This is a genomic window from Ditibartonella apihabitans, assembly GCF_002007485.1.
GTDB lineage: Bacteria > Pseudomonadota > Alphaproteobacteria > Rhizobiales > Rhizobiaceae > Bartonella > Bartonella apihabitans.
This window is the reverse complement of sequence record NZ_CP015820.1, coordinates 164140-189005: the sequence shown is the minus strand read 5'-3', so window position 1 is coordinate 189005 and position 24866 is coordinate 164140. Positions and strand designations below refer to the sequence as shown.

Sequence of the window (24866 nt, the reverse complement as noted above, 5' to 3'; positions counted from 1 at the left end):
GTTCTCTTGATGAAGTTCTGGCAGCTTGCTTGGCTCTCAGCTATTTTTGAATATCGAGCCCCAATTGCTGCGCAGGCTCTGTTGATGGCCGATTGGTTTTTTCCGGCTCTTTCAAATCGAGTTGTTCAATACGGTCTCCACGGTTTTTGATTTTTCCGGTCGTCGTAAGGATATCCTCGACATCTTTGGAAGCGTTTTTAAAGTGACCTTGCAATTTGGTTACCCGATCATCAAGCCGCACAACCTCTTCCATCAAGCGCCCGACTTCGGTTTGTATCAAATGTGCCTGTTCGCGCATACGGGCATCTTTCATAATGGCTTGCACCACCTGAATCGATAACATCAGAAGAGATGGTGAAACAATGATGACACGCGCACGATTGGCTTTTTGTACAATTCCTTCGAAATCTTCGTGGATTGTCGCGAAAATTGATTCCGAAGGCACAAACATGAAGGCTGTATCCTGTGTTTCTCCAGGAATGATATATTTTCCGGAAATCGCTTTTATATGCGTATCCATATCGGTCTGGAACTGACGTTCGGCAGCCTGTTTTTCCTGAGGCGTCGGTGCCTCGCGCATATTATTCCAGGCTTCCAGAGGGAATTTTGCATCAATGACCAATGACGGGGCATGATTTGGCATAAAGACCAGACAATCCGGCCGTGTGCCATTGGAAAGTGTTGCTTGAAAAGCATAGGCATTGGGTGGCAAAGCATCGGAAATAATGGCTTCCATTCTTCCCTGCCCGAACGCTCCGCGGGTTTGTTTGTTGCTCAAAATCGCCTGTAACTGGACAACTTGGCCGGCAAGCGACTGGATATTGTTTTGCGCCGTGTCAATAATTGCCAGTCTTTCCTGTAATCTGGCAAGATTTTCGTGCGTCGATTTTGTCTGCGCATTGATTGTCTGGCCAAGATTGTTGCTCATGCCGGTCAATTGTTCGCGAATCGACTGGTTGAGTTCGGCCTGCCGACGACCGAATATCTCGGCCATTGTTTGCATACGCCCTTGCATTTCGGCTTGTGTTTTCAAAAGCTCGTTCATGTGGATTTCGGCGTCTCTTGCCCGTTCTGCAACCTGGGTTGCAAGAATCGAACGACGCCTGTTACCGCCAATAATCGTAACAACCAAAATAACGAGAATGGCAGCAAGGATCAGAAGCATGCAATCCATCAGATTAACAGCGAAACCTGCAATTGTGATTAAAGAATGTGAAGACGAATCAAACATTTTTCAAGATTAGCGGTTTTCCGGTCACAAAGCGATCAAAAGGCTGCGAAAATCAACATTATCACATTGACGTATGAAATGTGATTGATTACCTCTTCTTTATGTCAATAAAACCATTAGTTATTCTTCCCGATCCTATTCTGCGCAAGGTTTCAAAACCGATCGAGCGCGTTGATCAACCGTTGCAAAAACTGGCCGATGATATGCTGGAGACAATGTATGAAGCGCCCGGCATCGGACTGGCAGCAATCCAGATCGGAGAACCGTTACGCCTGTTGGTGATTGATGTTGCCGGTAAAGACGAGCCCAAAGAACCTCGGGTTTTTATCAATCCACAAATTTTGTGGCGCTCCGACGAGCCTAACGTTTATGAGGAAGGGTGCCTTTCCATTCCCGACTATTACGCAGAAGTCGAGCGGCCAAAACGTGTACGCGTAAGCTATCTTGATCGCGAGGGTAAAGAGAGTGAAATCGAGGCGGACGGATTGCTCGCAACCTGTTTGCAACACGAAATTGACCACCTCAATGGCGTTCTGTTTATCGACCATATATCCAGACTGAAACGTGATATGGTCATTCGCAAATTTAAAAAACTGGCCAAAGAAAAAGCACAAAGCGGAGCACGATTATAATGCCGTTGCGGCTTGCCTTTATGGGAACGCCGGAATTTTCGGTTCCCGTCCTTGAAGCACTTCATCAGGCAGGCCACGAGATTGTGGCTGTCTATAGCCAGCCACCACGACCGGCAGGCCGGCGCGGATTGGAGCTTACCCCCACACCGGTTGCCTCGGCAGCCGAAAAATTGGGAATTCCGGTTTTTACTCCGAAAAGCTTGAAAGACCGGCATGAGCAGGAACGTTTTTCATCATTCAATCTGGATGCGGCAATTGTCGTGGCTTACGGGCTTTTATTGCCAAAAGCCATTCTTGAAGCGCCGCGTTTTGGCTGTTTTAATGGTCACGCTTCACTGTTGCCACGTTGGCGTGGTGCGGCTCCCATCCAGCGGGCAATTATGGCCGGTGATAAAACAACCGGTATGATGATTATGAAAATGGATGAAGGCCTTGATACCGGCCCTATCGCACTTTCAAAATCAATCGACATTGCCCCCGATATGACCGCAGGCGAACTTTATGACGAATTGGAAAAAATTGCCGCCCCTCTCATGGTTGAAACCATGGAAAAACTGGAACAAGGTGATTTGGTATTAACCCCCCAGAAATCGGAAGGGGCAACTTATGCAAAAAAAATCACCAAGGATGAAACCCGCATTGACTGGTCGAAACCGGCAAAAGAGTTACAAAAACGTATATGCGGGCTATCGCCTTTTCCGGGAAGCTGGTGCGAGATGGAAATTTCCGGCAAACAGGAACGCGTCAAGTTATTAAAAGCAAAACTTGTTGAAGGTTCTTCACTTGGTGTCGGTCATGTCGACCCTGAAACTTTGACAATCCATTGTGGCGAAGGTCGTTTGCAAATTACACGGCTACAAAAAGCCGGTGGCAAGGCCATGGATGTTGAAACTTTCTTGCATGGTTTTCATGTAACAAAAGTCTATTGATATGGCGCGTTTCAAATTAACAATTGAATATGACGGGACAAATTATTGCGGTTGGCAAAGACAGGATGGCTTAAGAACCGTTCAAGCTGCCATTGAAGAAGCCGTTTTTGCGTTTTCAGGTGAAAAAGTGACAATTTTCGGTGCAGGTCGTACCGATGCCGGTGTCCATGCGACAGGTCAGGTTGCTCATGTCGACCTTGAAAAAAATATTCGAGCCGACCGTTTACGGGATGCCATTAACGCGCATTTGACCCTTAACAAAGAAAATGTCGCTATCTTGCAATCGGAAGAAGCAGATGCCGATTTCGATGCGCGTTTTTCTGCACGAAAGCGTCACTATCACTTCATTATTTTGAATAGACGGGCGCCAGCGGTCCTCAAAGCAAACCGCGTCTGGTGGGTGCCCAAAAAACTTGATGCCGAAAAAATGGACGAAGCGGCAAAACGACTTTTGGGACTTCATGACTTCACCACTTTCCGCTCCAGCGAATGCCAAGCCAAAAGCCCTGTAAAAACCCTCGACCAGCTTGATGTTGAACGTATCGGCGAAGAGATTCATATTTATGCAAGCGCCCGTTCTTTTCTTCATAACCAGATACGCTCTTTTGCCGGAAGCTTGATGGAAGTGGGCGTCGGTCGCTGGAGTGCGGATGACCTTGAAGATGCATTGAATGCCAAAAATCGCGCCCGCTGCGGTATGGTTGCGCCTCCATCCGGACTTTATCTGACAAAAGTAGATTATTAAGAACAGTCAATGTCGAAGTTCGAAAGCCCGATTAAAATTTAAACCAGTGCTCAAAAAAAATCGATTGATGCGGTGTGTTTATCGTCGCCTCTCATATTGCAAGCTTGAGCAAAGCTATAAAACTTTCATAAATATGTTCTTGCCTTTTAAGCCACAGTGAAACATCCATAAAACGCACCCGAACATCGAAATTTGACGATACAAATTCCCGACAGATGCGATTTTGATAACGAGAAAACCGCGTCTCCAATCTATTCCTATCAAAAAATCAATCCGACCTTCCAAATCCGTTTTTTTGAGCGCGCCGTTTTAAGATTCAAGTATGACAAGTTGAAAAATTCGGAAAAACCGGACAACAGACCGGAAAGGTCATTGGCCTCCTCAGACGGTTAGAATTTTTAATTTTTCCCCATGTCATTTGATGATTTAAAAAAACCGTCTTAACTTTTTCAACAAAAGAACCGAAAAGCCATTTTCTTTTTTGAAGATGAAGTTTTATAGTCATTTTATTGGGTAGTATTTTTGTGCCTGGCACATTGCACTCAGAGGGATTTTATTTTGAACATAGCTTTCAACCGGTTTCAATAATTGGCTTTTTGACTGTGTTTATGAAAGCGGTTGTTTTATTGATAAGGGAATTATTGTGGCTCAAAAATCAAAAAATTCAGACCAAACAAAACATGACAAAGATGAAGTCGGTATCAAACTTACGGTTGCGGGGAAAAAACGCGTTTTTGATATTAACGAACCGAAACTTCCCGAATGGATCCAGAAAAATGCTTTGACATCGGGAAACTATCCTTACGACAAAAAAATGCCGCGTAAGGAATATGAAGAAACATTGCAGGACCTGCAAATCGAGCTTGTCAAACTTCAATCCTGGCTGCTTGAAACCGGCGAAAGAGTTGTTGCTTTGTTCGAAGGGCGTGATGCCGCCGGTAAAGGTGGTACAATTTTCACACTTCGCCAATATATGAACCCTCGTACTGCGCGCAATGTCGCTTTGCCGAAACCTGACGAAACAGAAAGCGGTCAGTGGTACTTCCAGCGCTATGTGCGTCATTTTCCGACCCATGGTGAATTCGTCACATTCGACCGTTCGTGGTATAACCGCGCAGGTGTTGAATCGGTGATGAAATTTGCGAGCCCCGCCCAAGTTGAAACATTTCTTGCCGAAGCTCCGACTTTTGAAAAATTGATTGTTTCTGATGGCATAAGATTTTTCAAAATCTGGCTTGATATCGGGCAGGAAATGCAATTGAAACGTTTCCATGAACGCCGCCATAGCCCGCTGAAACACTGGAAATTTTCCAAAATGGATGAAGCCGGAATTACCCTTTGGGATGATTATGGCAAGGCTGCCGACCGCATGATCGAGCGCACCCATTCGGCCATGGCACCTTGGACTATTGTTAAATCCAACGATAAAAGACGGGCACGACTTGCGGTAATCCGCCGTGTACTTTTGTCTATTCCCTATGCCGACCGTAATATTTCGGCAATCGGTCCGGAAGACGAAAAAATTATTGGCACAGGACCGGAATTTTTGCGTCATGCCAGCGAAAATCTTATCTGAATAAATAAACCGGACAGGCATGAATAGAACACGTGCCTGTTCTTTTTATTGTCGATTTCATACCATTTGTGTTAAGCGGATAAATGTTATGCTTTTTCGTAAAATATCGTTTACCGCGTGGGTTTTCTTTTCGCTCTGCACCTTTTTGCCGACAACGGGAAAGGCGGACGAAGCATCTGTGCTACCGCATTTTTTCGATGCACAGGAACGATTGAACCACCCTAATCTCGGCACTCTTTCGAGACTTCGATTCCTGACCACTGTCGATTTTCCTCCGTTCAATTTTGTTGATCGTACTGGAAGGCTTTCAGGATATAATATCGATCTCTTACGAGCTATCTGTACGGAATTGAAGCTGCAACAGGTTTGTGAGGTAGAAGCTCTACCGTGGGACGAACTTGTTTCACATATGAACAATCATCAGGGTGAAGCGATTATTGCCGGTATGAATGAAACACCGGAGACTGCCAAAAGCCTGATTTTTACGCAAAGTTATCTGAGGTTTCCGGCACGCTTTGTAAGTTCGGAAAATATTGCGCTCACCGAACCTGTCGAAAAAGACTTGAAGAAATACAAAATAGGCATTGTCCATAAAAGTGCTCATGAAGCACTTTTTTCCGCCTATTTTCCTGATGTCAAATGGCAACCGTTCGAGAATGATGAAAGCTTGCGGGCGGCGTTAAAAGCCAAAACCATTGATCTTGCTTTCGGCGACGGAATGGGATTTTCGCAATGGTTGAACGATCCCCGATCGGAAAATTGTTGTCGCTTCGTAGGAGATGCCTATATTGCTCCACAATTCTTACAAAGTGGCCTTAGAATTGCAGTTCAGAAAGATAATCCGCAACTGGTTGACGCGCTAAATTACGCATTGAAATCGCTGGAACGCAAAGGAAAACTCACGGAACTTTATCTACGTTATTTTCCGATAGGTTTTTATTGAGAACTCTTCGAAAAGCCTTTGAAAAGTCCTCGAATAATGGTGCTGTTTGCCAGCACCATTATCAAGCTTAGAGCACCACTATAAGCGGATGATGACTTTACCGAAATTTTTACCCTGAAGAAGGCCGATAAAAGCTTCCGGCGCATTTTCCAAACCTTCGGTAATATCTTCACGATATTTAAGGTGCCCCTTTTTCAACCATTCTTGTGCCTGAACAATGAATTCGGGTCTTTGATGTTCAAATTCCCGTTCGATAAAACCGCGAACAAGCAAACTTTTTATAAGGATCGCTCTCATCAATTGCGGTACGCGATCAACTTCGTGGCCCGTATTCTTGACGCCGTTATATTGGGCAATCAAACCACAAACAGGTATACGGGCAAAAGGATTTAAAAGGGGAAACACTGCGTCCCACACCTTGCCGCCGACATTTTCATAATAAACGTCAATACCTTCCGGACAAGCCTTGGCGAGGCGTTCGGCAAAATCGGTGTTTCTATGGTCAAGCATGACATCAAATCCCAGCACATCACGCCCAAAAGAACATTTTTCCGGCCCGCCAGCAATGCCGACTGCCTTGGCACCTGCGATTTTTGCGAGTTGCCCAACCATGGACCCGACAGTTCCGGTTGCTGCTGCAACAACCACTGTCTCGCCCTTTTTCGGTTTACCGATATTGCGCATTCCGGCATAGGCAGTAAAACCCGGCATACCAAGAATACCCAAAGCGGTTGAAAGTGGCGCGTCAAAATTGTCGAGTTTTTTCAGCTTTTCACCTTTTTCAATGCTGTAACTTTGCCAGCCACTTGCCGATAAAACCTTATCGCCTTTCTTGAAATCTTTGTGGTTCGAGCTGACAACTTCCCCCACAGTGCCACCGATCATAACATCACCGATCGCAACCGGCTCATCATAGGAAGGCTCATCCGACATACGCTGACGCATATAGGGATCCAATGAAAGATAAAGAATCTTTATCAACACTTCGCCACTCTTCGGCTCCGGAAGCTTCACTGTTTCGAATGCAAAATTTTCTTTGACAGGCACTCCATGCGGGCGGGACGCGAGTACAACTTGTGTTGAACGGATTTCTTCCATTACTGTTTTTCCTTTCATATTTTCCAATCAAAAGATGAACTGAAGAAAGCCGGCTGTCAACAAACGTCAAGTAGCGATATCCTCCAGCGTTACCGCACTATTTCGGACGATTTGGCGTTTTCAGTGTAATGGGAGGAAGATTGATCTGATAATGGATAGAGATGATGCGGATAAAGGTGCAAACCGCAATTGCCGTCCAGATTGCAATAACCGGAGAGATAAGCCGCGCCGAGCCCAAAAGAACGATGGCTGAACCAACAATAGAAGCGCTTGCATAAATTTCTTTGCTGAAGATGATTGGCGTGCGACCGGTCAGAATATCTCGCACGCATCCACCACCAACAGCGCTTGCACAGCCGAGAATGATTGCTATCTGGATATTACCTGTTAGTTGATAGGCTTTATCCGAACCGAAGGCCGCAAAAAAACCAAGCCCCAAGGCATCAAGCCAAAGGGTCGGTTTTTCCATCCTGATAATCAATCCCTGACAAAAAATGCCGAGCAAGACTGCACCTATTATTGCAATAAAATATTCGATATTGGTGAGGCCTACCGGTGGTGTTGCTCCCAAACACAGGTCACGCATGATACCGCCACCGCAGGCGGTGGCCATTGCAACCACAAATACGCCAAAGAAATCAAAACCGCGCCGTATACCGGCACTGGTACCGCTTAATGCAAACACAAAAGTCCCGATAACGTCAATCGAATGAAGAAGCATATGTCTACTTTCTCAAATTCCGCAACTATTGGCAGCTTTTTTAAACCTTGTCATTTTAGTGCAAGCACTCCGAAAGTGGCAATTAAACACCGGCGAGCACTCGTAAAACTTGTGGTCATTTAATCTTTTTAAAGTCAAATTGAATGATCGGGCTCTAAAAATTGTCTCTTTTGGCTCCAAGCCGGATTAGTTTTTTATCGGTTTCTTCAAACGCCACAACCGGACTTTCTTAACCCGCCTTACAAAACGGTATAACTTGTTGATGAAAGACACGTTTTCAAACGGAACAAGATTGCCAACAAGGCCATACAAAAAACCGGAATATTTTTAAAAAATAAACGTGCTCGTCGGTCAACACAATTTCCGGTGCGGATAACGGGAGAGATGGAACTAAGCTCTGATAAAAAGCTGTTTTTAATGCGTTATACTGCGTCAAAACGTCGAGAACTGTAATGAATTGTCAGGACACAAGTGATCCATAACAAAATTTAGCAGGATTTCAGCTTTCTTCGCCAAACTTGTCATTTACAAGTTTTTCCAAAGCATCAAGCACTTCTTCTGCCTGCTGCCCATGAGTTGTCACGTCTATGGTGCTCCCTTGCGAGGCGGCCAACATCATCAGTCCCATAATCGAATTGCCACCAACAGTCTGGCCATCTTTTTCCACTTCGACAACAGCGTCAAAACCGTCGACAGTTTGTACAAACTTTGCCGATGCACGAGCATGGAGACCACGTTTGTTAGAAATAACCAATTGTCGTTTAAAGGAGCTGTCCATTTTCCCGCACACAACTCATTATCTATTCATCTGACAACAACATACTGGGAACATTGATATATTTGCGTCCGGCATCCTGTGCAGCTTTCAAAGCGTCAACCAATTCGATATCATTCGACTGACGCACCGAGGTGAGTTTGATAAGCATTGGCAAATTGACACCGGCGATCACCTCGATCTTGCCTTCCTGCATGATTGAAATGGCGAGATTGGACGGTGTGCCCCCGAACATATCGGTAAGGATAATGACGCCCTGTCCATCATCGACCGAACCGACGGCTGCAACAATATCCTTACGACGTTGATCCATATCATCTTCAGGGCCAATACACACAGTGGCAAATTTCTCCTGAGGACCTACAACATGCTCTACCGCATGCAAAAACTCTTCAGCCAATCTGCCGTGCGTTACAAGCACGAGTCCGATCATTCACAATGCTCCTGTCACCAGCGTCCCACCGGTCTTGTTCCTTGGCACTCAACAGTGGGTTTTATATTCTGGCAGGGGTTTTCTTCTGTGCCAAGAAAAATTTTCGCACTATATAAAAAAATATTGTTTTTCAACATGATTTGACAGGCGAATCCGGTCTTTGCCAAGGTTCTTTGAAAGCAAATGCTTCAATCGCCTGACAAATTGTCAAGCTGTCAGCAGTATTCAAATCAGGAAGAATATAAAGTGGTACTTCAATGCCACAATAAGTTATTTTATCATCCTCGGGATAACGTTTTGCCTCTTTCGATAAGCTCACCACAAAGTTGATTACCACTTCAGGCTCGAACGCCATGCGATATAAGCCTGCTCCCCTGATCTCAATACCGCCGCGGAGTTTCTCCGGTGCCCGCCCATAGAGTTTTTTCTGTTTTAAAAATAATTCCGTATAGTCATCACTGACGAGGCAAGCATAATTTCCTGACCATGACGCACGTTCGACGAGTGCCAAAGTCAGTGCCGATTTACCGGAAGCCGACGCACCTTTAAGCAAAACACCTTTATTACCGAGGATTAAACAGTTTGCGTGAAGTGTGAGGGAGTGTTCAACGCTTTCAGACACAGCTTCTTCCTTGTTTTAAAAGTAAATTCCTATTTTTCGAGCGGTAAAACAATGATGAAACGGGCACCCAGCTTTTTATCCGGTTCCTTGTCGGAATAGATATTTTCTGCTGTCAAAGTACCATTATGGGCTTCAATAATCTGGCGGCTGATCGAAAGCCCGAGGCCTGAATTTTTCCCGAAGGATTCAGCACCCGGCCGATCGGTATAAAAACGTTCGAAAATCCGGTCTATCTTTTCGGCACGAATTCCAGGGCCATTATCTTCAACCGTCAATACGAGTTTAGAACCTTCCGCATGCATGGCAAGTTTTATCTTCCCGTTTTCATGCGGAATAAACGAGCGGGCATTTTCAATCAAATTGGAAACGACTTGGCCAAGCCGCAGATCATGACCGGCAACAATATATTTTTTACCGCCACTGCGCGGCTTTATATCGAGTTCGATTGTTGTCGAAACCTTGTTGCGACGAACCTCTCGCGAGGCTCTCACAATATTTTCAAGCATAGCAACCATATCAACCTTGTCGGATGTCTCGCGCGCAAGTTCTGCGTCAAGGCGTGATGCATCGGAAATATCGGTAATGAGACGATCAAGGCGACGCACATCCTGCTGGATAATATCAAAAAGCCGTTCGCGCGCCTCATGCGTTTTGGCAAGTGGCAAGGTTTCCACCGCACTTCTGAGCGATGTTAGCGGATTTTTCAATTCGTGGCTGACATCGGCTGCAAATTGTTCGATTGCTTCGATACGGGTGTAGAGCGCATCGGTCATATCGCGGATTGATGTTGACAAATGCCCGACTTCATCTTGCCTGTCCGAAAAATCCGGAATTTCAACGCGCTTGTTGGTGCCATGACGGACACGATCGGCTGCTGCCGACAATTTGCGCAAAGGATTGGCGATCGTATAAGCAAGAAACAGCGAGAGAACGAGAAGCACAGCGGCAACCACCGCAAAAACCTTAAAAATTGCGAGCCGTTCCGCCGTGACAATATTGTCAATATCGGATCCCGCTGTCGACAATAACAAAACGCCGACCACAGAATGATAACGCTGCACCGGAACAGCGACAGAAACAACCAGTTCACCTTGCGAGTTACGCCTTTGCGCTGTTGCCAGAATTCCGTTCATAGCTTTGACAACTTCCGGGTAGACAGCCCCGTTTCCACCGAGCTGGTCTTTGTCAACAGCAATATCATTGCCGTAAATCGTGTTGGTAAGCCAGTTTCTGAACCGTTCGATAAGACCGGGCTTATCTTCGGCAATAGGAGGAAGGTTATAACTTAAAACCTGACCACTCGAATAAAGTACCATGGAATCGAGAAGCAGGTTGGCATCCCGATCATAGATGCGGGCACGCGTTGTCTCCGGCGAAATGACATTGCGCAATAGCGGCGCGACACGTTCCGGATTAATCGGAAAATCCCAATTATCTGTCGATTCCGCTTTCGGGGTGATACTTTGTCCGGCTTGCAACTCCATAAGTTTTTCCGGATCAATCAGGATAGAATTGGTGTCAACCGTTGCCGAAGCGGCAATTGCTCCGGCAATAATCTTGCCTTGTGTGCGCAATGATTCGATCTTGGCATCGATCAAACCGTCCCGAAACTGGTTGAGATACATAATGCCGGCAACGAGCACACAAAGAGCTGCAAGGTTGAGAATAACTATACGGCGTGTCAGACTTGAAAAGAGAAGTTGTTCGAAAAGATAGTGGCCACGCCTGCGCAAGCGCCCGAAACGGGTTGTCTTGCGGGAATGTTGCCCCTTTTTCGTCTTTTCCTCTGTGCCCGCTGTTGCTTCCTCGGAAACCATCCGGTCGCCCGCACCTTTCAGAGCAAAACCATATGCCAGAACATATGGTTTTGCCGACTGTTACAAACTGAACTATCCCGCACCCCACCAAATAACCGGCTTTGAAGAGCGGGATAATCGTTACACTTTATTACCTGTTTTATACCTCGCGAAACCGGTAGCCAACTCCGTAAAGAGTTTCAATCATTTCAAAATCGTTATCAACCTGTTTGAACTTTTTACGCAGCCTTTTGATATGACTGTCAATGGTGCGATCATCAACATAGACCTGATCGTCATAGGCAGCATCCATCAGCGAATCACGACTTTTGACAACGCCGGGGCGCTGGGCAAGTGCTTGCAAAATAAGAAACTCGGTCACTGTCAGAATGACCGGTTCACCTTTCCATGTGCAGGTGTGACGCTCTTGATCCATAACAAGGTCGCCGCGTTCAATAGAGGTAGCGGCCTGCGCATTGGCTTTGACAGGCTCACCGCGCGCTGCCGCACGCCTTAGAACTGCCTTGACACGCTCAACAAGAAGGCGTTGGGAAAACGGCTTGGTAATGAAATCGTCCGCACCCATTTTCAAACCGAAAAGCTCGTCGATCTCATCGTCCTTTGAAGTGAGAAAGATCACCGGCAAATCCGATTTCTGTCGTAAGCGCCGCAACAACTCCATGCCATCCATACGGGGCATCTTGATATCGAAGATGGCGAGATTGGGCGGACGCGCCATCAAGCCTTCAAGGGCCGAAGCGCCATCCGTATAGGTCTCGACACGGTAGCCTTCCGATTCCAGGGCTATCGACACTGATGTCAGAATGTTGCGATCGTCATCGACAAGTGCAATTGTCTGTGTCGTGGTTGCAATATCTTTCATAGTTTTCCGACTCTTTCTTGCGGTTTTTATTTTTAGAACGTTTCTTTGGAAGCTTCGAAACATCCACATTGCTTATTAAACATACATTTTCTTTATATGGGTGTTGAAAACGCTTTTGCAAAACAAATGTGGTACAAATTGTGGCAAAGCTCACGAAAGTCTTTGATTTACCGAGGAAAAACACCCTTTCCGTTTTTAATTTTGTAAACGCCAAACAGCGCTTGAAGTTTCATTAACTCAATTTTTAAAAAAATTAAATTTTTTTAAATCGATTAAATATTTGATATTTAATGCGTTTTCTGATTTTTGGAGGGCACACTCACAATCGTGTGGGGCATTTTTGCTTCGAAAGGCAATAGCGGAGGTACTATGAAAGAGACTGGTATATTCAATCCAAAGGCTTCACTCAAAAGCTTCGGTTTTAAAGATCTGGGCAATGTTTATTATAATTTTAAACCGCCTTTTCTTTATGAAGAAGCAATTCGTCGCAATGAAGCGAAATTGACAGCCGAAGGAGCGCTTGTTGCCTATACAGGCCAATTTACGGGCCGATCAGCAAAAGACAAGTTCATCGTTCGCACAAAAGAGACCGAACCCAATATCTGGTGGGACAACAACAAGCCGATGAGTCAGGAACATTTCGACCAGTTGTTTGCCGATTTTGTCGAACATGCAAAAGGGCGCGATCTATTTGTCGAAGATCTTATTGGTGGTGCGGATCATGAAAACTCCATCAGGGCGCGCGTTGCCTCAGAATATGCATGGCATGCCGTTTTCATCCGCAACCTCCTCATCCGTCCGGATGACAAAGCTCTGGAATCCTATGTTCCGCAGATGACAATTATCAATCTGCCGTCTTTCCGTGCCGATCCGAAGCGCCATGGAACACGCTCCGAGACAGTGATTGCCTGCGATCTAACCCGTCTTATCGTTCTGATTGGCGGTACATCCTATGCCGGTGAAATGAAAAAATCGGTCTTCACCGCATTGAACTACATTCTGCCTGAAAAAGGCGTTATGCCGATGCACTCTTCAGCCAATGAAGGGCCAAAAGGCGATACCGCTGTGTTCTTCGGCCTTTCAGGAACCGGTAAGACAACACTTTCGGCCGATGCAAGCCGCACATTGATCGGCGATGACGAACACGGTTGGGGCAATGACGGCGTCTTCAATTTTGAAGGCGGTTGTTATGCCAAGGTCATCCGGCTCTCTGCCGAAGCGGAACCGGTCATCTATTCCACGACCCAGCGTTTCGGTACCATTCTTGAAAACGTCGTCCTCGACAAAGATCGTGAACCCGATTTCAATGACGGTTCTCTGACTGAAAATACCCGTGCCGCCTATCCGATCTATTTCGTTGATAACGCAAGTAAAACCGGCAAGGGTGGACAGCCTAAAAACATCATCATGCTGACGGCCGATGCTTTTGGCGTTATTCCGCCGATTGCCAAACTCACACCGGCACAAGCCATGTACCACTTCCTGTCCGGCTATACAGCCAAGGTTGCTGGTACCGAAAAAGGCGTAACCGAACCGGAAGCAACTTTCTCGACCTGCTTTGGCGCACCGTTCATGCCGCGTCATCCTTCTGTCTATGGTAATTTGTTGCGCAAGAAAATCGCCGAACACCATGTCGATTGCTGGCTCATCAATACCGGTTGGACTGGTGGTCCTTACGGAGTTGGCAGCCGTATGCCAATCAAGGCAACCCGCGCATTGCTGAACGCTGCGTTGGATGGTTCGCTCAAAAATGTCGAATTCCGCAAAGACGAGAATTTCGGCTTTATGGTACCGAAGGCCGTTGCCGGAGTGGATTCGAAAATTCTTGACCCGCGTTCAACCTGGAAAGACAAAGCTGCCTATGACGAACAGGTCAAGAAACTTGCTGGCATGTTCATCAAAAACTTCGAGAAATTCATTCCGCATGTTGATGATGAAGTGAAAAACGCAGCCCCTAAGGCCTGAGTTCAAAAATAATTAAATGAAAGCCCGGTTCTTGTAACCGGGCTTTTTTATTGGCGCATCCACGTTATAATTGCAAAAATGGATAGCGAAAAAGGCGAACTTTTTATCAATGCAAAAATCCGCATACGCGAAAGTGATATAGCGGAAAATTTTATTCGTGCTTCGGGACCTGGCGGACAGAACGTTAACAAGGTTGCCACGGCTGTCCAATTACGCTATTTCGCTTATCGGGCAGGCCTTCCCCACGATATATTCACCCGCCTCATAAAATTGGCCGGTCAAAAAGCAACGAAAGATGGAGAAATCCTCATCGAAGCATCGCGTTTTCGTTTGCAAGAAAAAAATCGGCAAGATGCGCGTGCAAGACTTGTTTCACTTGTCAAAAAAGCGGCTGAACCACCGCCACCAAAGCGACGGAAAACAAAACCGACCAAAGGCTCGATTGAACGAAGATTGAAAGCCAAAAATATTCGTTCAGAGGTGAAAAAGGCTCGTTCAAAAGTAACTCCTGATTGAAATTTAAATTCCTGCTCTATGTCTTTCATTGAAAGACGGAACACGGGTTTCCGCTCTAACAATGTGCCGCTCCGCCTTAAAAAGGGCAAGACGCGCATTTTCTTGAAAGGAGAATGCAATGGGACTTTTTAATTTCGTAAAATCGGTTGGTGAAAAACTTGGGATCGGGGAACAAGCCCCTGACGCACAAAGCATTAAAACAGCTTTGGATGGCCTTAATCTCGGGACAGAAAACGTTAAAGTCGCTGTCGAGAACGGCAAAGCAATTCTGACCGGCGCTGTCAAAGATCAGGCAACACTGGAAAAAGCAATTCTTGCGGTTGGCAACCTTCACAGCATTGAATCGGTCAATACCGATAATCTTAAGGTTGAGAACGGCCAAAAATCGGCAAGCAGCCAAACGGCACAAGCGGGCACTGCGCAAACCTCTTCGGCCTCTCAACCGTCAGGTTCACAACCGGTAGAACCACATTTTTACGAAGTGAAAAAGGGCGATACTTTGTGGAAGATTGCTGAAGAAGTTTATGGAAAAGGTCATGGCGATAAAAACAAGATTATTTTCGAGGCAAATAAGCCTATGTTGAAATCACCTGAAAAAATCTTCCCCGGTCAAAAGCTTCGCATTCCCGACCTTAATCAGGCCTGATTATTTTTTCTTATTTTTACACCACACCCTACACCCCCCACGCATCCCGAAAAGTGTGAAACGGTTTTCGGACAAGATGCGTGGGCACTCAAAAACCTATCCCGAAAAGTGTGAAACGGTTTTCGGCCAAGATGCGTGGGCACTCAAAAACCCATCCCGAAAAGTGTGAAACGGTTTTCGGACAAGATGCGTGGGCACTCAAAAACCTATCCCGAAAAGTGTGAAACGGTTTTCGGACAAGATGCGTGGGCACTCAAAAACCCATCCCGAAAAGTGTGAAACGGTTTTCGGGATTAGATGCGTGGGTATTTTTCTCCTCCCCGACAACTGCGTAAATCTTGTCGGTGAGGATAGCGGAAGGCTGCAGCGGAAGACCTGAAGCAATTTTCGAAAAAGCTATTGGGAAATGAAACACCTCTCAAAAATTAGCCAATGCAGGCTTTTAAAAACAGAAACCAATTCGTCTTGAAGATCGGACAAGGCGAATGTTGCTCGGCATCTTGAAGAGCGGTCACAGTCTGTTTATTTTCAAAGAATGGATTTTTATGGCTTTGATTATTTCCCGAACTATTTCGATCGCACCGGTCAGGAAGAACTGGTTGATGAGGTGAGAGAAATCGTCCGGCAAGCGCCATTATTTGTTCCCAGAATGCCAAAAACCGGAAAGCCGATGAGTGTCCGGCAAACCAATTGCGGAAAACTGGGCTGGGTCACCGATAAAGATCGCGGCTATCGCTATCAGGAAACGCATCCTCAAACGCAAAAACCTTGGCCGGAAATTCCCCGAGAACTCCAAGAATTATGGCAAAAATTATCCGGATTTGGCGCTCCGCCGGAAGCCTGCCTCATTAATTTTTATGCGCCGGACGCACGCATGGGAATGCATCAGGACAAGGATGAGGGAGAACTTGCCGCTCCGGTCATTTCAGTATCCTTGGGCGATACATGTCTCTTTCGTGTCGGAACGCCAGTCAAAGGCGGGAAAACCCATTCCTTACGGCTGAATAGCGGCGATGTTATTCTATTTGGCGGTGATATGCGTCTTGCATTTCATGGGGTTGACCGGATTTATCCTGAAACTTCTACACTTTTGAAAGTCCCCGGCCGTATCAACCTGACTTTGCGACGTATTACGCCTGTCGGGTAAAATAGAAATATTTCTGGCAAGGCTTGCTTCCTGAAAGAAGCCCCTTGCCTATCATGGAATAGCGTTTCACGTGAAAACTTTTCTCTTGGTAATGTTTTTAAAAACTTGAATAAAAATCTTGATCAACAAAAATGCGTGACAGATTTTCGCCACGCATTTTATTTTTTCGTGAAAACTTTAATTCGAAAAGTAGTCTTTTAATGATGTTGATGTTCTTCATGATTGGCAGGCATTGAATCGGGTGCTTGTGCACCAATGCCCGAAACAGTAAAGACCACATCGACAGTGCCGGCTTTTTCAAAAACCATTTTTGCCTTGAATTCGTCACCCTTGTTCAAGGTTTTGTCGAGATCCATAAACATGACGTGGAAACTGCCCGGTTTGAATTCGACTGTTCCACCGGCCGGAATGACCACGCCATCCGCCTGATGACGCATTTTCATGACACCGTCAGCCATTTCCATTGAATGGATTTGTGCTTTATCGGATAATTCCGAAGAGAGAGACACCAGCCTGTCAGCTTCTTTACCATGGTTGACAATGGTAAAGAAACCACCGGCAACTTTTGCCCCGTTCGGGGTCGCACGTGCCCAAACATTGGTAATTTCAATATCACCAATTTTATAATCGTTGGCAAAAGCACTACCGAGCGACAAGGATAGAAACAAACAGGCAAAAGCTGCCAGAACAGCAAAGCTTGTCCTGATCAAAATCGAGCATTTTTGAAAAGCGTAAGACATATATAACTCCTGATATTTAAAATATGAATTCGTGTTGAAGATGTTTATGACCATTTGCCAAAGATCTTTTCTCAGTCCGATGAACGGAATTGAAAATTGGCAAATGATAGTAAATCGGCTCAGGAAATTATATGGGGCGGCGAGCGTGCATCATAAACAAATGATGGCTGCTCGCAGGGAAGCAACAAAACCCGAATGACAGCCATTGCCTCGCTTGAACACTTGGATATTTCAAGAACGACATTAACCGGTCCGGATATTTGAAGGGCCGCAGAAAGGATACACCCGCCGATGCAACAAGCGGGGACAGGGAAATGATCTTGGGATGAACGACCTTTTCCGGCTGCGGACGCGCAAATAATGCCGCCGTAAGCATCGCGAACAGCATATTCACCAAGCACACCGGCTTTTGCCATGACAACTGATTGAATTGTCATCACAGCAACGAGCACAAATATAAAAAATTGATGCTTATGCTTTACCAACTGCATCAGCTGACCCGGTGTTTTCTCGCTATTTTCATGGTTAAGAGGTCTAGAATGCAGTAAAAGTGAGCGTTGTCAAAGACCGTGTGATACCGGGTATATCAAGAATATTGTCATTGATGAATTTACCGATATCCTTGCCTTCTTCGATGTAGATTTTTGCCAGAAGCTCGAATTCACCACTTGTGGAATAGAGTTCCGAAACAATCTCGCGTTCATAAAGTATGTCGGCAACATCGTAAGCTGTACCCGGCGCACACTGCAACTGGATAAATATTGGCTTCATGTTCATTCTCCTTTAGCCAAACAAACACATGAAATCGAGAAGAAATCAACACAGTTTCTTCATTCAGGGATGAAAACATGTTCATCAAGCGTCTCCTGCTCTAAAATTCGTTTGTGTTGGCTTCAATTTGCGAAAGGATAATTTGTTAAACGATTTCGTCCGGCTTTTATTGGGTTAGATGGAAGAGAAAATAAATATTTTACCCTTAAAACTTAACACAAATTCCAATATTCAATTTAAAGTTTAAAATTTTATTTTAATAGTGAGATCAAGCCCAATGAATTAATAATTCACGACTAAACATATTTTATATAAATATTATTATGTTAACGGATTTTGAATTCCCTATTCGTAATTTATATTGAATATTAATATTTAAAAGCAATTGCACCTATTCCCACAATCGTTTATTCTTCGGCTTTCCAATGCCGGATAGGGAATTGCCATGATACCACCCATTCCTGTGCAACTTTATGTCACGGTAGCAGCCGCCACAGAGCTGACCAACCGTCGTGCAAAAAATCTTGATGGTGATTCAAGTTCCGACACTCTTGCAGAAACATTCAATGCTGTAACACCGAGTACCTCTTCACAGGCCGAAAATGGCGCACGTCAAGTTGCCAATCGCTTCAAACCTCTGGATAACCAGAAAAGTGCCGAAGAGATCGAGGATGAAGAAGAAAAGCTTCTCTATGTGCTTTCGGAAAAATTCGGCCTTGAAAAACCGCATGGTTTGCCAATTCAGGAAGCCGCAGCCTATTTGAAAGAAATTTTATATTCTCCGCGAAATAGTTATGATCTTCGGGCCGTTGAAAAAGACCTCGGATTTGACCTTATCGGTATTTCATTGAAAGATTTTCTTGATGCTATGATTGATAGCGACAGCGATGCGGCCGCACGTGTAAGCACTGCTCTTAAAGCTTTTCTCAACTCGCAAGAAAAAGAGTTCAAGCAAATGCGTTTGAGCGATGACCTTACTGGCAATCCGGAAGATGATCAGGATCCGGGGATATATTCGCCATTCGTGAAATAATGTTTAGTGATTGAGTGAAATAAACAAATTGAAAAGCCCATTTCGCGATTCCAAATTAAAATTAGGTCAGTCTTGGCCGGAATGAATTTTAGGGGATCAGTTCTCTTTTTTCTTCGACTATGTATCTTCAAGCTTTTCTGAAACGGATTCTCGCTGAACGCTCAATTGCCGCGACAGTCAAATCCTCAAGCTCGAATTGCTCGCGTAAAATTTGCAAAAACACCAATTCTTCCTGCCTGACATCAAGATCGCTTGCCGCAACTTCAACAGCGAGAGCATAAGCAGTATCACGAAGCTTTGGAGAAAGTGCCTTGCCGGTCACTTCAAGTATTTGTTCAATTCCATCTTCAAGAGCAAGATAAGAACAACATTTTGCAGCCAATTGATCAAGACGCTTCCGGTCGAACCCTTTAAAAACCGGAAAACGCGCAACAATTTCGCTCATCAATTCCAGTTCATCGTCGCTCACCGCCGCATCAGCGGCAGAGGTTGTGACCATGATATATATTAACGCTTCGTGTGCTGTCAGTTTTTCCATAAGTTCCTCCCTTTTACTCTCTTCGTCTATGGTTTTTTCCGCTTTTTTCTTACAATGATTGACGAAAAGCTGTTTGAGCCATAGAGCTTTCTTAAACGATTCAAATTCAGGATAAAACCCCATGGCAACAGACAATTTCGTGGCAGAAAATCTTAATCAGGATGTCATTGATGCGGCAGCCGAATCCAGAGCATGGCCGTTCGAAGAAGCGCGCAAGATTGTCAAACGTTACGAGAAAAAGGGCTACCCTGATACAGTGATGTTCGAAACCGGTTACGGTCCCTCCGGTTTGCCGCATATCGGAACTTTTGGTGAAGTTGCGCGCACAACAATGGTGCGCCACGCTTTTCATGTGTTGACGGAAAATAAAGTCAAAACCAAATTGTTATGTTTTTCCGACGACATGGACGGATTGCGCAAAGTACCCGAAAATGTCCCCAACCGTGCACTGATGGAGACTTATCTTGGTAAACCGTTAACGCGAGTACCCGACCCGTTTACGAAAGATTATCCCTCTTTTGGCGCTGCCAATAATGCGCGGCTTCGCGCTTTTCTTGACCGTTTCGGCTTCAATTACGAATTTGCCAGCGCGACCGATTATTATACTTCGGGACGTTTCGATGAAACGCTCCTTAAAATGCTTGCCAATTACGATAAAATCATGGCTGTCATTGTTCCCACATTGGGTGAAGAACGGCGCGCGACCTATTCGCCATTTTTGCCGATTTCTCCTGTTTCAGGAAAAGTTTTGCAAGTTGCAATGATTGCCCATGATGCCAAAAAGGGTACGATCACCTATATCGAGCCGGAAACCGGTGAAAAAATTGAAACCGAAGTTACCGGTGGCAAGGTCAAATGCCAATGGAAAGCCGATTGGGCTATGCGCTGGACGGCTTTAGGTATCGACTATGAAATGGCTGGCAAAGATCTGATTGATTCTGTGGCTTTGTCTTCAAAAATTTGTCGTATCCTTGGCGGGACACCGCCGGAAGGTTTCAATTACGAGCTATTTCTGGATGACAAAGGACAAAAAATTTCAAAATCGAAAGGTAATGGCCTGACAATTGACGAATGGCTTACCTATGCGCCCACCTCAAGCCTCGGCCTTTATATGTATCAGAAACCCAAAACTGCCAAGCGGCTTTATTTCGATGTGATACCGAAAGCTGTTGACGAATATTACAGTTTTCTTTCAGCCTATCCGAAGCAAAGCTGGAAAGACCGGCTTAACAATCCTGTCTGGCATATGCATAATGGCAATCCGCCCAAAGTGGATTTACCGGTGCCTTTTGCCATGTTGCTCAATCTCGTGAGTGCATCGAATGCCGAGAATGCCGATGTCTTATGGGGCTTTATTTCGCGTTATGCCAAGGGTGCTACACCTGAAAACCAGCCCGAACTTGACAGTCTTGTCGGTTTTGCAATCCGCTATTTCAATGATTTCGTCAAACCGACCAAAAAATTCCGTGCACCCGATGCTGTCGAGCGTGAAACTTTGGAAAAAATCGACCAAACGCTTGCAAACTTGCCGGCAGATGCCGATGCCCACACCATCCAGAATGCACTTCTCGACATTGGTCGTGTGACAGAGCGCTATCAGGACCACAACAAAAAAGTCCCTGACGGGGGGCCTGGCGTTTCTGTTTCATTTTTCCAAATGCTTTATGAAGTTCTGATCGGTCAGGAACGGGGACCGCGTTTTGGCTCCTTCATTGCTCTTTATGGCATTGATGAAACGCGGAGCTTGATTGCCGACGCGCTCGCCGGAAAACTTGTCAACGAATAAAAGAGGTCGAAACTCACCATGAAAGGGGCTTTTCACCCTTTCATTATGATTTTGAAACAATCCGGTACAGTTCTCGAAGACAAACTTCAAGCTTGCCGCGAATTTGTTGAAAATTTTTAGATAAAGGACACAAATTCCTCACTCTTTTTTAAAAAAAGAGGTAAAAGAAGCGGAATTTTATTATCGACCGGCCGGTTATAAAAACAATCGGGTCGCTTGGATAACGAAACAACAGGAGTGAGTTATGAACGAGGCACAAGAGGTCGCGCGGCGCCGCACATTTGCTATTATCGCGCACCCTGATGCCGGTAAGACAACCTTGACCGAAAAATTGTTATTGTTCGGCGGCGCCATCCAGCTTGCAGGTGAGGTCAAGGCCAAGAAAGACCGCATCCAGACCCGTTCCGACTGGATGAAAATCGAACGCGAACGCGGTATTTCGGTTGTCACCTCGGTTATGACGTTCGAATATGAAGATCATATATTCAATTTGCTTGATACACCCGGCCACGAAGACTTTGCCGATGATACCTACCGCACATTGACGGCTGTCGATAGCGCTGTCATGGTTCTTGACGGAGCCCGCGGCATCGAACCCAGAACATTGAAACTGTTCGAAGTCTGCCGCATGCGCGACATTCCGATTGTGACATTTGTCAACAAAATGGATAGAGAAGCACTCGACCCATTAGAGATATTGGACGAGATTGAAGACAAGCTCGCACTTGATACAGCCCCTGTGACATGGCCAATCGGATCGGGCAAAAATTTTGCAGGAAGTTTTGACCTTCATAACAATCTTGTACGCCAGAAAGACGAAGAAAAAACTCCGCGCCCTGTCAAAGGCCCCGAAGAAGCAGCCCTGTTGCTGCCGGAAAATGACCGTGCGGCTTTTGTTGAAGGCGTTGTTCTTGCACGTGACGCATGTAAAAAATTTGACCTAAAATCGTTCCGTGAAGGCCAAATGACCCCTGTCTATTTTGGTTCAGCACTGAAGAATTACGGTGTGCGTGATCTTATCGACGCTCTTGTTGCCTATGGGCCAAGTCCGAGGGCGCAAGTTGCCGATACACGCATTGTCGAGGCGACAGAGCCGAAAATGACCGGTTTTGTTTTTAAAATACAAGCCAATATGGACCCCAACCACCGCGACCGCATCGCGTTTTTGCGCGTTTGTTCGGGAATTTTATCCCGCGGCATGAAAGCAAAACTGGTGCGCACCGGTAAACCCATGACATTATCAACGCCGCAATTTTTCTTTGCCCGCTCCCGCCAGATTGCCGACGAAGCCTATGCCGGCGACGTTGTAGGAATTCCGAACCACGGAACATTACGCATTGGCGATACGCTGACAGAAGGCGAAGACATTCTTTTCAAAGGCGTTCCGAATTTCGCTCCGGAAATTTTGCGCCGTGTTCGTCTCGGTGACCCGATGAAGGCAAAGAAACTTAAAGAAGCTTTGCAGCAAATGGCGGAAGAAGGCGTTGTTCAGCTCTTTATGCCTGACGATGGTTCGCCGTCGATTGTCGGTGTGATCGGTGCTTTGCAAATTGATGTTCTGACCGAGCGTCTCAAAGTCGAATATTCTCTTCCTGTCGGTTTTGAACCGGCCCGCTTTACTGTATGCCGCTGGATTTCGGCCGATAACAAAGAGGATCTCGAGAAATTTGTTTCGACACACCGCGATGCAATTGCATCCGATCTCGACGGCAATCCGGTATTTCTCGCAGAAAACAACTTTTCGCTCAATTATGAAGCGGAACGATCACCAAAAATCAAGTTTGCAACAATCAAAGATTATCAGATACGGAGCGCCTGATCTAAATGGTCAAAATTTAAAGAACTGCCGCTTCCGATTTTCGGGCACTCGCATAGCTCGCATTTCGGAATGTGCAAGCTTGCTTCGAGCTGCCCGATAATAATTTCGATAAATTTCTATTTCTTCATAATGTTCAACGAAGAAAATCAACGACAAAGGGGAAAAGCAACCGGACGTCGTTGATTATTTGATCAAGATTGTTTAAGATTCTTCATCGCTTTGAAAATTCTTCAAAATTGATATCCAAAAAATCGAGAAGCGTTATCAATCTTGACACAGCAATCCTGTCAGCCCCTTTTTCATATTTCTGTATTTGTTGGGGACTAATACCCGCAATTGATGCCAATTGCATTTGGGTAATGCCATTTTTCTTACGAAAATGACGCAACAAGCTTCCAATTTTCAGATCACTTTGTATTTCATTCTGCTTTAATGTTGAATGTTATCTGAGGAAACGTTAAAGGCAATTTCCATATCAGTCATCATTAACTCATCCCGCAAAAATTGGGATTATGTAATTTTGATAAATCCATCGGATTATCACATACATAAGTGCCCAAGTTTGTTTAAATTCGAAATTCTATTAAAAGGAATTTGCACGACCGACCCCCAATTCGATCGTTCCGTATAATCCAGGCTCACCGGGCAAAGCTCATAATGCACCTGAAGTCTCTATCCTCATGGCAGAATAACTCCAGCCATAGAAGTAAGAGATATACTAAAAACGAGAAATAATACAATAATGAAAGAAAATAAACCTAAAATTCATGAATTTTCTTATTGAACCGCTTTCTTGCCCTCGCCTTTCTATCTCCGGTTGATTCACTTTCTTGATTTTTCTGAAATTGCGAGGGTTTTAACGATTAAAAGTGAGCCGGATTATGGTTTTGCGTGGTGGTTTTTATAAAATTTGTCTCAAAAAACAGGATTGGATAATGGCCAATCCCATTTACGCTCTCTGCTTTATAAGTCGGAATACCGCAATTTTTTTGCTCCAAATCATTTGCATCGGAACAGTTTTTGCCGACAAGCCGAGACGAAAATTGACAAGCCAAATATGTAAACGGGAAACGGATAACACAAATACAAAAACGGCACCAAATGAATTGGATGCCGTTTTTATTAAAATAAATTCTACGGACTTATTTTACTCCGTCTTTAATCCAGTCTGCCAAACGGCTTTTGGGAGCAGCACCCACCATATTGGAGACGATTTCACCATTATTGAACAACAATAATGTGGGGATTGAACGGACACCGAACTGCGTTGCAAGTTCGGGATTTTCATCAATATTGATTTTGGCGACTTTGACCTTACCCTGTAATTCGGTAGCAATTTCTTCAAGCGAGGGGGCTATCATTTTACATGGACCGCACCATTCTGCCCAGAAGTCTACAACAACAGGTTCTGCCGACTTTAGCACGTCATTTTCAAAATTGCTTGTATCGACTTTTACAGTGCTCATTGATCTTTCCTTTGTGATTCCAATTTGCCTAAATTTGGCGTGCCAGACCGATTCC

Annotated in this window: 26 protein-coding genes; 12 read left to right on the top strand and 14 right to left on the bottom strand. The window is 45.2% G+C overall.

All coding sequences use genetic code 11. The features are described from left to right. Nucleotides 1-40 precede the first annotated feature (40 nt). A complete protein-coding gene (locus tag BBC0178_RS00830) occupies nucleotides 41-1231 on the bottom strand; it encodes a DNA recombination protein RmuC (protein ID WP_077969918.1) in 1191 nt (396 codons plus the stop codon). Between the two features lie 101 nt (nucleotides 1232-1332). Between BBC0178_RS00830 and def the strand changes: the two genes are divergently transcribed. The 5 genes from def to BBC0178_RS00805 all read left to right on the top strand — a co-directional run bounded on the left by def (nucleotide 1333) and on the right by BBC0178_RS00805 (nucleotide 6056). Further along, the gene (def, locus tag BBC0178_RS00825; RefSeq protein WP_077969917.1) at nucleotides 1333-1863 is read left to right on the top strand and encodes a peptide deformylase; all 531 of its coding nucleotides are present in this window, start codon (nucleotides 1333-1335) and stop codon (nucleotides 1861-1863) included. Next, on the top strand, nucleotides 1863-2792 hold the full coding sequence (gene fmt / locus BBC0178_RS00820; protein WP_078038863.1) for a methionyl-tRNA formyltransferase: 930 nt from the start codon (nucleotides 1863-1865) through the stop codon (nucleotides 2790-2792). Before def ends, fmt begins: the two co-directional genes overlap by 1 nt. A gap of 1 nt (nucleotide 2793) precedes the next feature. Next, nucleotides 2794-3537, top strand: coding sequence for a tRNA pseudouridine(38-40) synthase TruA (gene truA / locus BBC0178_RS00815; RefSeq protein ID WP_078038862.1), 744 nt, complete (start codon nucleotides 2794-2796; stop codon nucleotides 3535-3537). A gap of 643 nt (nucleotides 3538-4180) precedes the next feature. After that, on the top strand, nucleotides 4181-5113 hold the full coding sequence (gene ppk2 / locus BBC0178_RS00810; RefSeq protein ID WP_078038861.1) for a polyphosphate kinase 2: 933 nt from the start codon (nucleotides 4181-4183) through the stop codon (nucleotides 5111-5113). Nucleotides 5114-5201: 88 nt separating this feature from the next. Continuing rightward, on the top strand, nucleotides 5202-6056 hold the full coding sequence (locus BBC0178_RS00805; protein WP_078038860.1) for a transporter substrate-binding domain-containing protein: 855 nt from the start codon (nucleotides 5202-5204) through the stop codon (nucleotides 6054-6056). A gap of 78 nt (nucleotides 6057-6134) precedes the next feature. On the opposite strand, the gene BBC0178_RS00800 is transcribed toward BBC0178_RS00805, so the two are convergent. The 7 genes from BBC0178_RS00800 to BBC0178_RS00770 form a co-directional block, all read right to left on the bottom strand. Next, nucleotides 6135-7154 carry an NADP-dependent oxidoreductase gene (locus BBC0178_RS00800; protein WP_078040288.1) on the bottom strand — a complete coding sequence of 340 codons (1020 nt, stop codon included), beginning with the start codon at nucleotides 7152-7154 and terminating at the stop codon, nucleotides 6135-6137. 97 nt (nucleotides 7155-7251) lie between these two features. After that, entirely contained in the window at nucleotides 7252-7875 is a 624-nt protein-coding gene (locus BBC0178_RS00795; RefSeq protein ID WP_078038859.1) for a trimeric intracellular cation channel family protein, read from the bottom strand. 499 nt (nucleotides 7876-8374) lie between these two features. Next, nucleotides 8375-8653, bottom strand: a complete 279-nt coding sequence (locus BBC0178_RS00790; protein WP_077969910.1) for an HPr family phosphocarrier protein — start codon at nucleotides 8651-8653, stop codon at nucleotides 8375-8377. Between the two features lie 22 nt (nucleotides 8654-8675). After that, the gene (locus tag BBC0178_RS00785; RefSeq protein WP_077969909.1) at nucleotides 8676-9083 is read right to left on the bottom strand and encodes a PTS sugar transporter subunit IIA; all 408 of its coding nucleotides are present in this window, start codon (nucleotides 9081-9083) and stop codon (nucleotides 8676-8678) included. A 130-nt stretch (nucleotides 9084-9213) separates the two neighbouring features. Beyond that, nucleotides 9214-9705, bottom strand: coding sequence for an HPr kinase/phosphorylase (locus tag BBC0178_RS00780; protein WP_078038858.1), 492 nt, complete (start codon nucleotides 9703-9705; stop codon nucleotides 9214-9216). Between the two features lie 29 nt (nucleotides 9706-9734). Beyond that, complete coding sequence (locus BBC0178_RS00775; protein ID WP_078038857.1) at nucleotides 9735-11522, bottom strand: sensor histidine kinase; 1788 nt, start codon at nucleotides 11520-11522, stop codon at nucleotides 9735-9737. Nucleotides 11523-11661: 139 nt separating this feature from the next. Next, nucleotides 11662-12384, bottom strand: coding sequence for a response regulator transcription factor (locus BBC0178_RS00770; protein WP_075869626.1), 723 nt, complete (start codon nucleotides 12382-12384; stop codon nucleotides 11662-11664). 369 nt (nucleotides 12385-12753) lie between these two features. Here BBC0178_RS00770 and BBC0178_RS00765 point away from each other — a divergent pair, with 369 nt between their 5' ends. From BBC0178_RS00765 to BBC0178_RS00750, 4 genes are all read left to right on the top strand, one after another. After that, complete coding sequence (locus BBC0178_RS00765) at nucleotides 12754-14349, top strand: phosphoenolpyruvate carboxykinase (RefSeq protein ID WP_077969905.1); 1596 nt, start codon at nucleotides 12754-12756, stop codon at nucleotides 14347-14349. A 78-nt stretch (nucleotides 14350-14427) separates the two neighbouring features. Then, on the top strand, nucleotides 14428-14865 hold the full coding sequence (gene arfB / locus BBC0178_RS00760; protein WP_078038856.1) for an alternative ribosome rescue aminoacyl-tRNA hydrolase ArfB: 438 nt from the start codon (nucleotides 14428-14430) through the stop codon (nucleotides 14863-14865). Nucleotides 14866-14983: 118 nt separating this feature from the next. After that, complete coding sequence (locus tag BBC0178_RS00755) at nucleotides 14984-15511, top strand: LysM and BON domain-containing protein (protein WP_078038855.1); 528 nt, start codon at nucleotides 14984-14986, stop codon at nucleotides 15509-15511. Nucleotides 15512-16046: 535 nt separating this feature from the next. Then, nucleotides 16047-16658 carry an alpha-ketoglutarate-dependent dioxygenase AlkB family protein gene (locus tag BBC0178_RS00750; RefSeq protein WP_078038854.1) on the top strand — a complete coding sequence of 204 codons (612 nt, stop codon included), beginning with the start codon at nucleotides 16047-16049 and terminating at the stop codon, nucleotides 16656-16658. A gap of 197 nt (nucleotides 16659-16855) precedes the next feature. On the opposite strand, the gene BBC0178_RS00745 is transcribed toward BBC0178_RS00750, so the two are convergent. The 3 genes from BBC0178_RS00745 to BBC0178_RS00735 form a co-directional block, all read right to left on the bottom strand. After that, complete coding sequence (locus BBC0178_RS00745) at nucleotides 16856-17398, bottom strand: copper chaperone PCu(A)C (RefSeq protein WP_077969897.1); 543 nt, start codon at nucleotides 17396-17398, stop codon at nucleotides 16856-16858. A gap of 119 nt (nucleotides 17399-17517) precedes the next feature. Continuing rightward, entirely contained in the window at nucleotides 17518-17889 is a 372-nt protein-coding gene (locus BBC0178_RS00740) for a hypothetical protein (protein ID WP_149867387.1), read from the bottom strand. 43 nt (nucleotides 17890-17932) lie between these two features. After that, nucleotides 17933-18169: an Lrp/AsnC ligand binding domain-containing protein gene (locus tag BBC0178_RS00735; protein WP_075869935.1), complete on the bottom strand. Its 237-nt coding sequence runs from the start codon at nucleotides 18167-18169 to the stop codon at nucleotides 17933-17935. Between the two features lie 445 nt (nucleotides 18170-18614). Here BBC0178_RS00735 and BBC0178_RS00730 point away from each other — a divergent pair, with 445 nt between their 5' ends. Then, the gene (locus tag BBC0178_RS00730) at nucleotides 18615-19202 is read left to right on the top strand and encodes a hypothetical protein (protein WP_077969895.1); all 588 of its coding nucleotides are present in this window, start codon (nucleotides 18615-18617) and stop codon (nucleotides 19200-19202) included. Nucleotides 19203-19329: 127 nt separating this feature from the next. On the opposite strand, the gene BBC0178_RS00725 is transcribed toward BBC0178_RS00730, so the two are convergent. Next, entirely contained in the window at nucleotides 19330-19740 is a 411-nt protein-coding gene (locus tag BBC0178_RS00725) for a tellurite resistance TerB family protein (RefSeq protein ID WP_225868328.1), read from the bottom strand. 121 nt (nucleotides 19741-19861) lie between these two features. Here BBC0178_RS00725 and BBC0178_RS00720 point away from each other — a divergent pair, with 121 nt between their 5' ends. Next, nucleotides 19862-21526, top strand: a complete 1665-nt coding sequence (locus BBC0178_RS00720; RefSeq protein WP_078038851.1) for a lysine--tRNA ligase — start codon at nucleotides 19862-19864, stop codon at nucleotides 21524-21526. Nucleotides 21527-21770: 244 nt separating this feature from the next. Next, on the top strand, nucleotides 21771-23345 hold the full coding sequence (locus BBC0178_RS00715; RefSeq protein WP_078038850.1) for a peptide chain release factor 3: 1575 nt from the start codon (nucleotides 21771-21773) through the stop codon (nucleotides 23343-23345). 211 nt (nucleotides 23346-23556) lie between these two features. Here BBC0178_RS00715 and BBC0178_RS12290 read toward each other — a convergent pair whose 3' ends face one another. Together BBC0178_RS12290 and trxA are read right to left on the bottom strand one after the other, a co-directional pair. Continuing rightward, nucleotides 23557-23733: a helix-turn-helix domain-containing protein gene (locus tag BBC0178_RS12290; RefSeq protein WP_188317747.1), complete on the bottom strand. Its 177-nt coding sequence runs from the start codon at nucleotides 23731-23733 to the stop codon at nucleotides 23557-23559. 754 nt (nucleotides 23734-24487) lie between these two features. Then, nucleotides 24488-24811, bottom strand: a complete 324-nt coding sequence (gene trxA / locus BBC0178_RS00700) for a thioredoxin (protein ID WP_077969890.1) — start codon at nucleotides 24809-24811, stop codon at nucleotides 24488-24490. Between the last annotated feature and the right edge of the window lie 55 nt (nucleotides 24812-24866).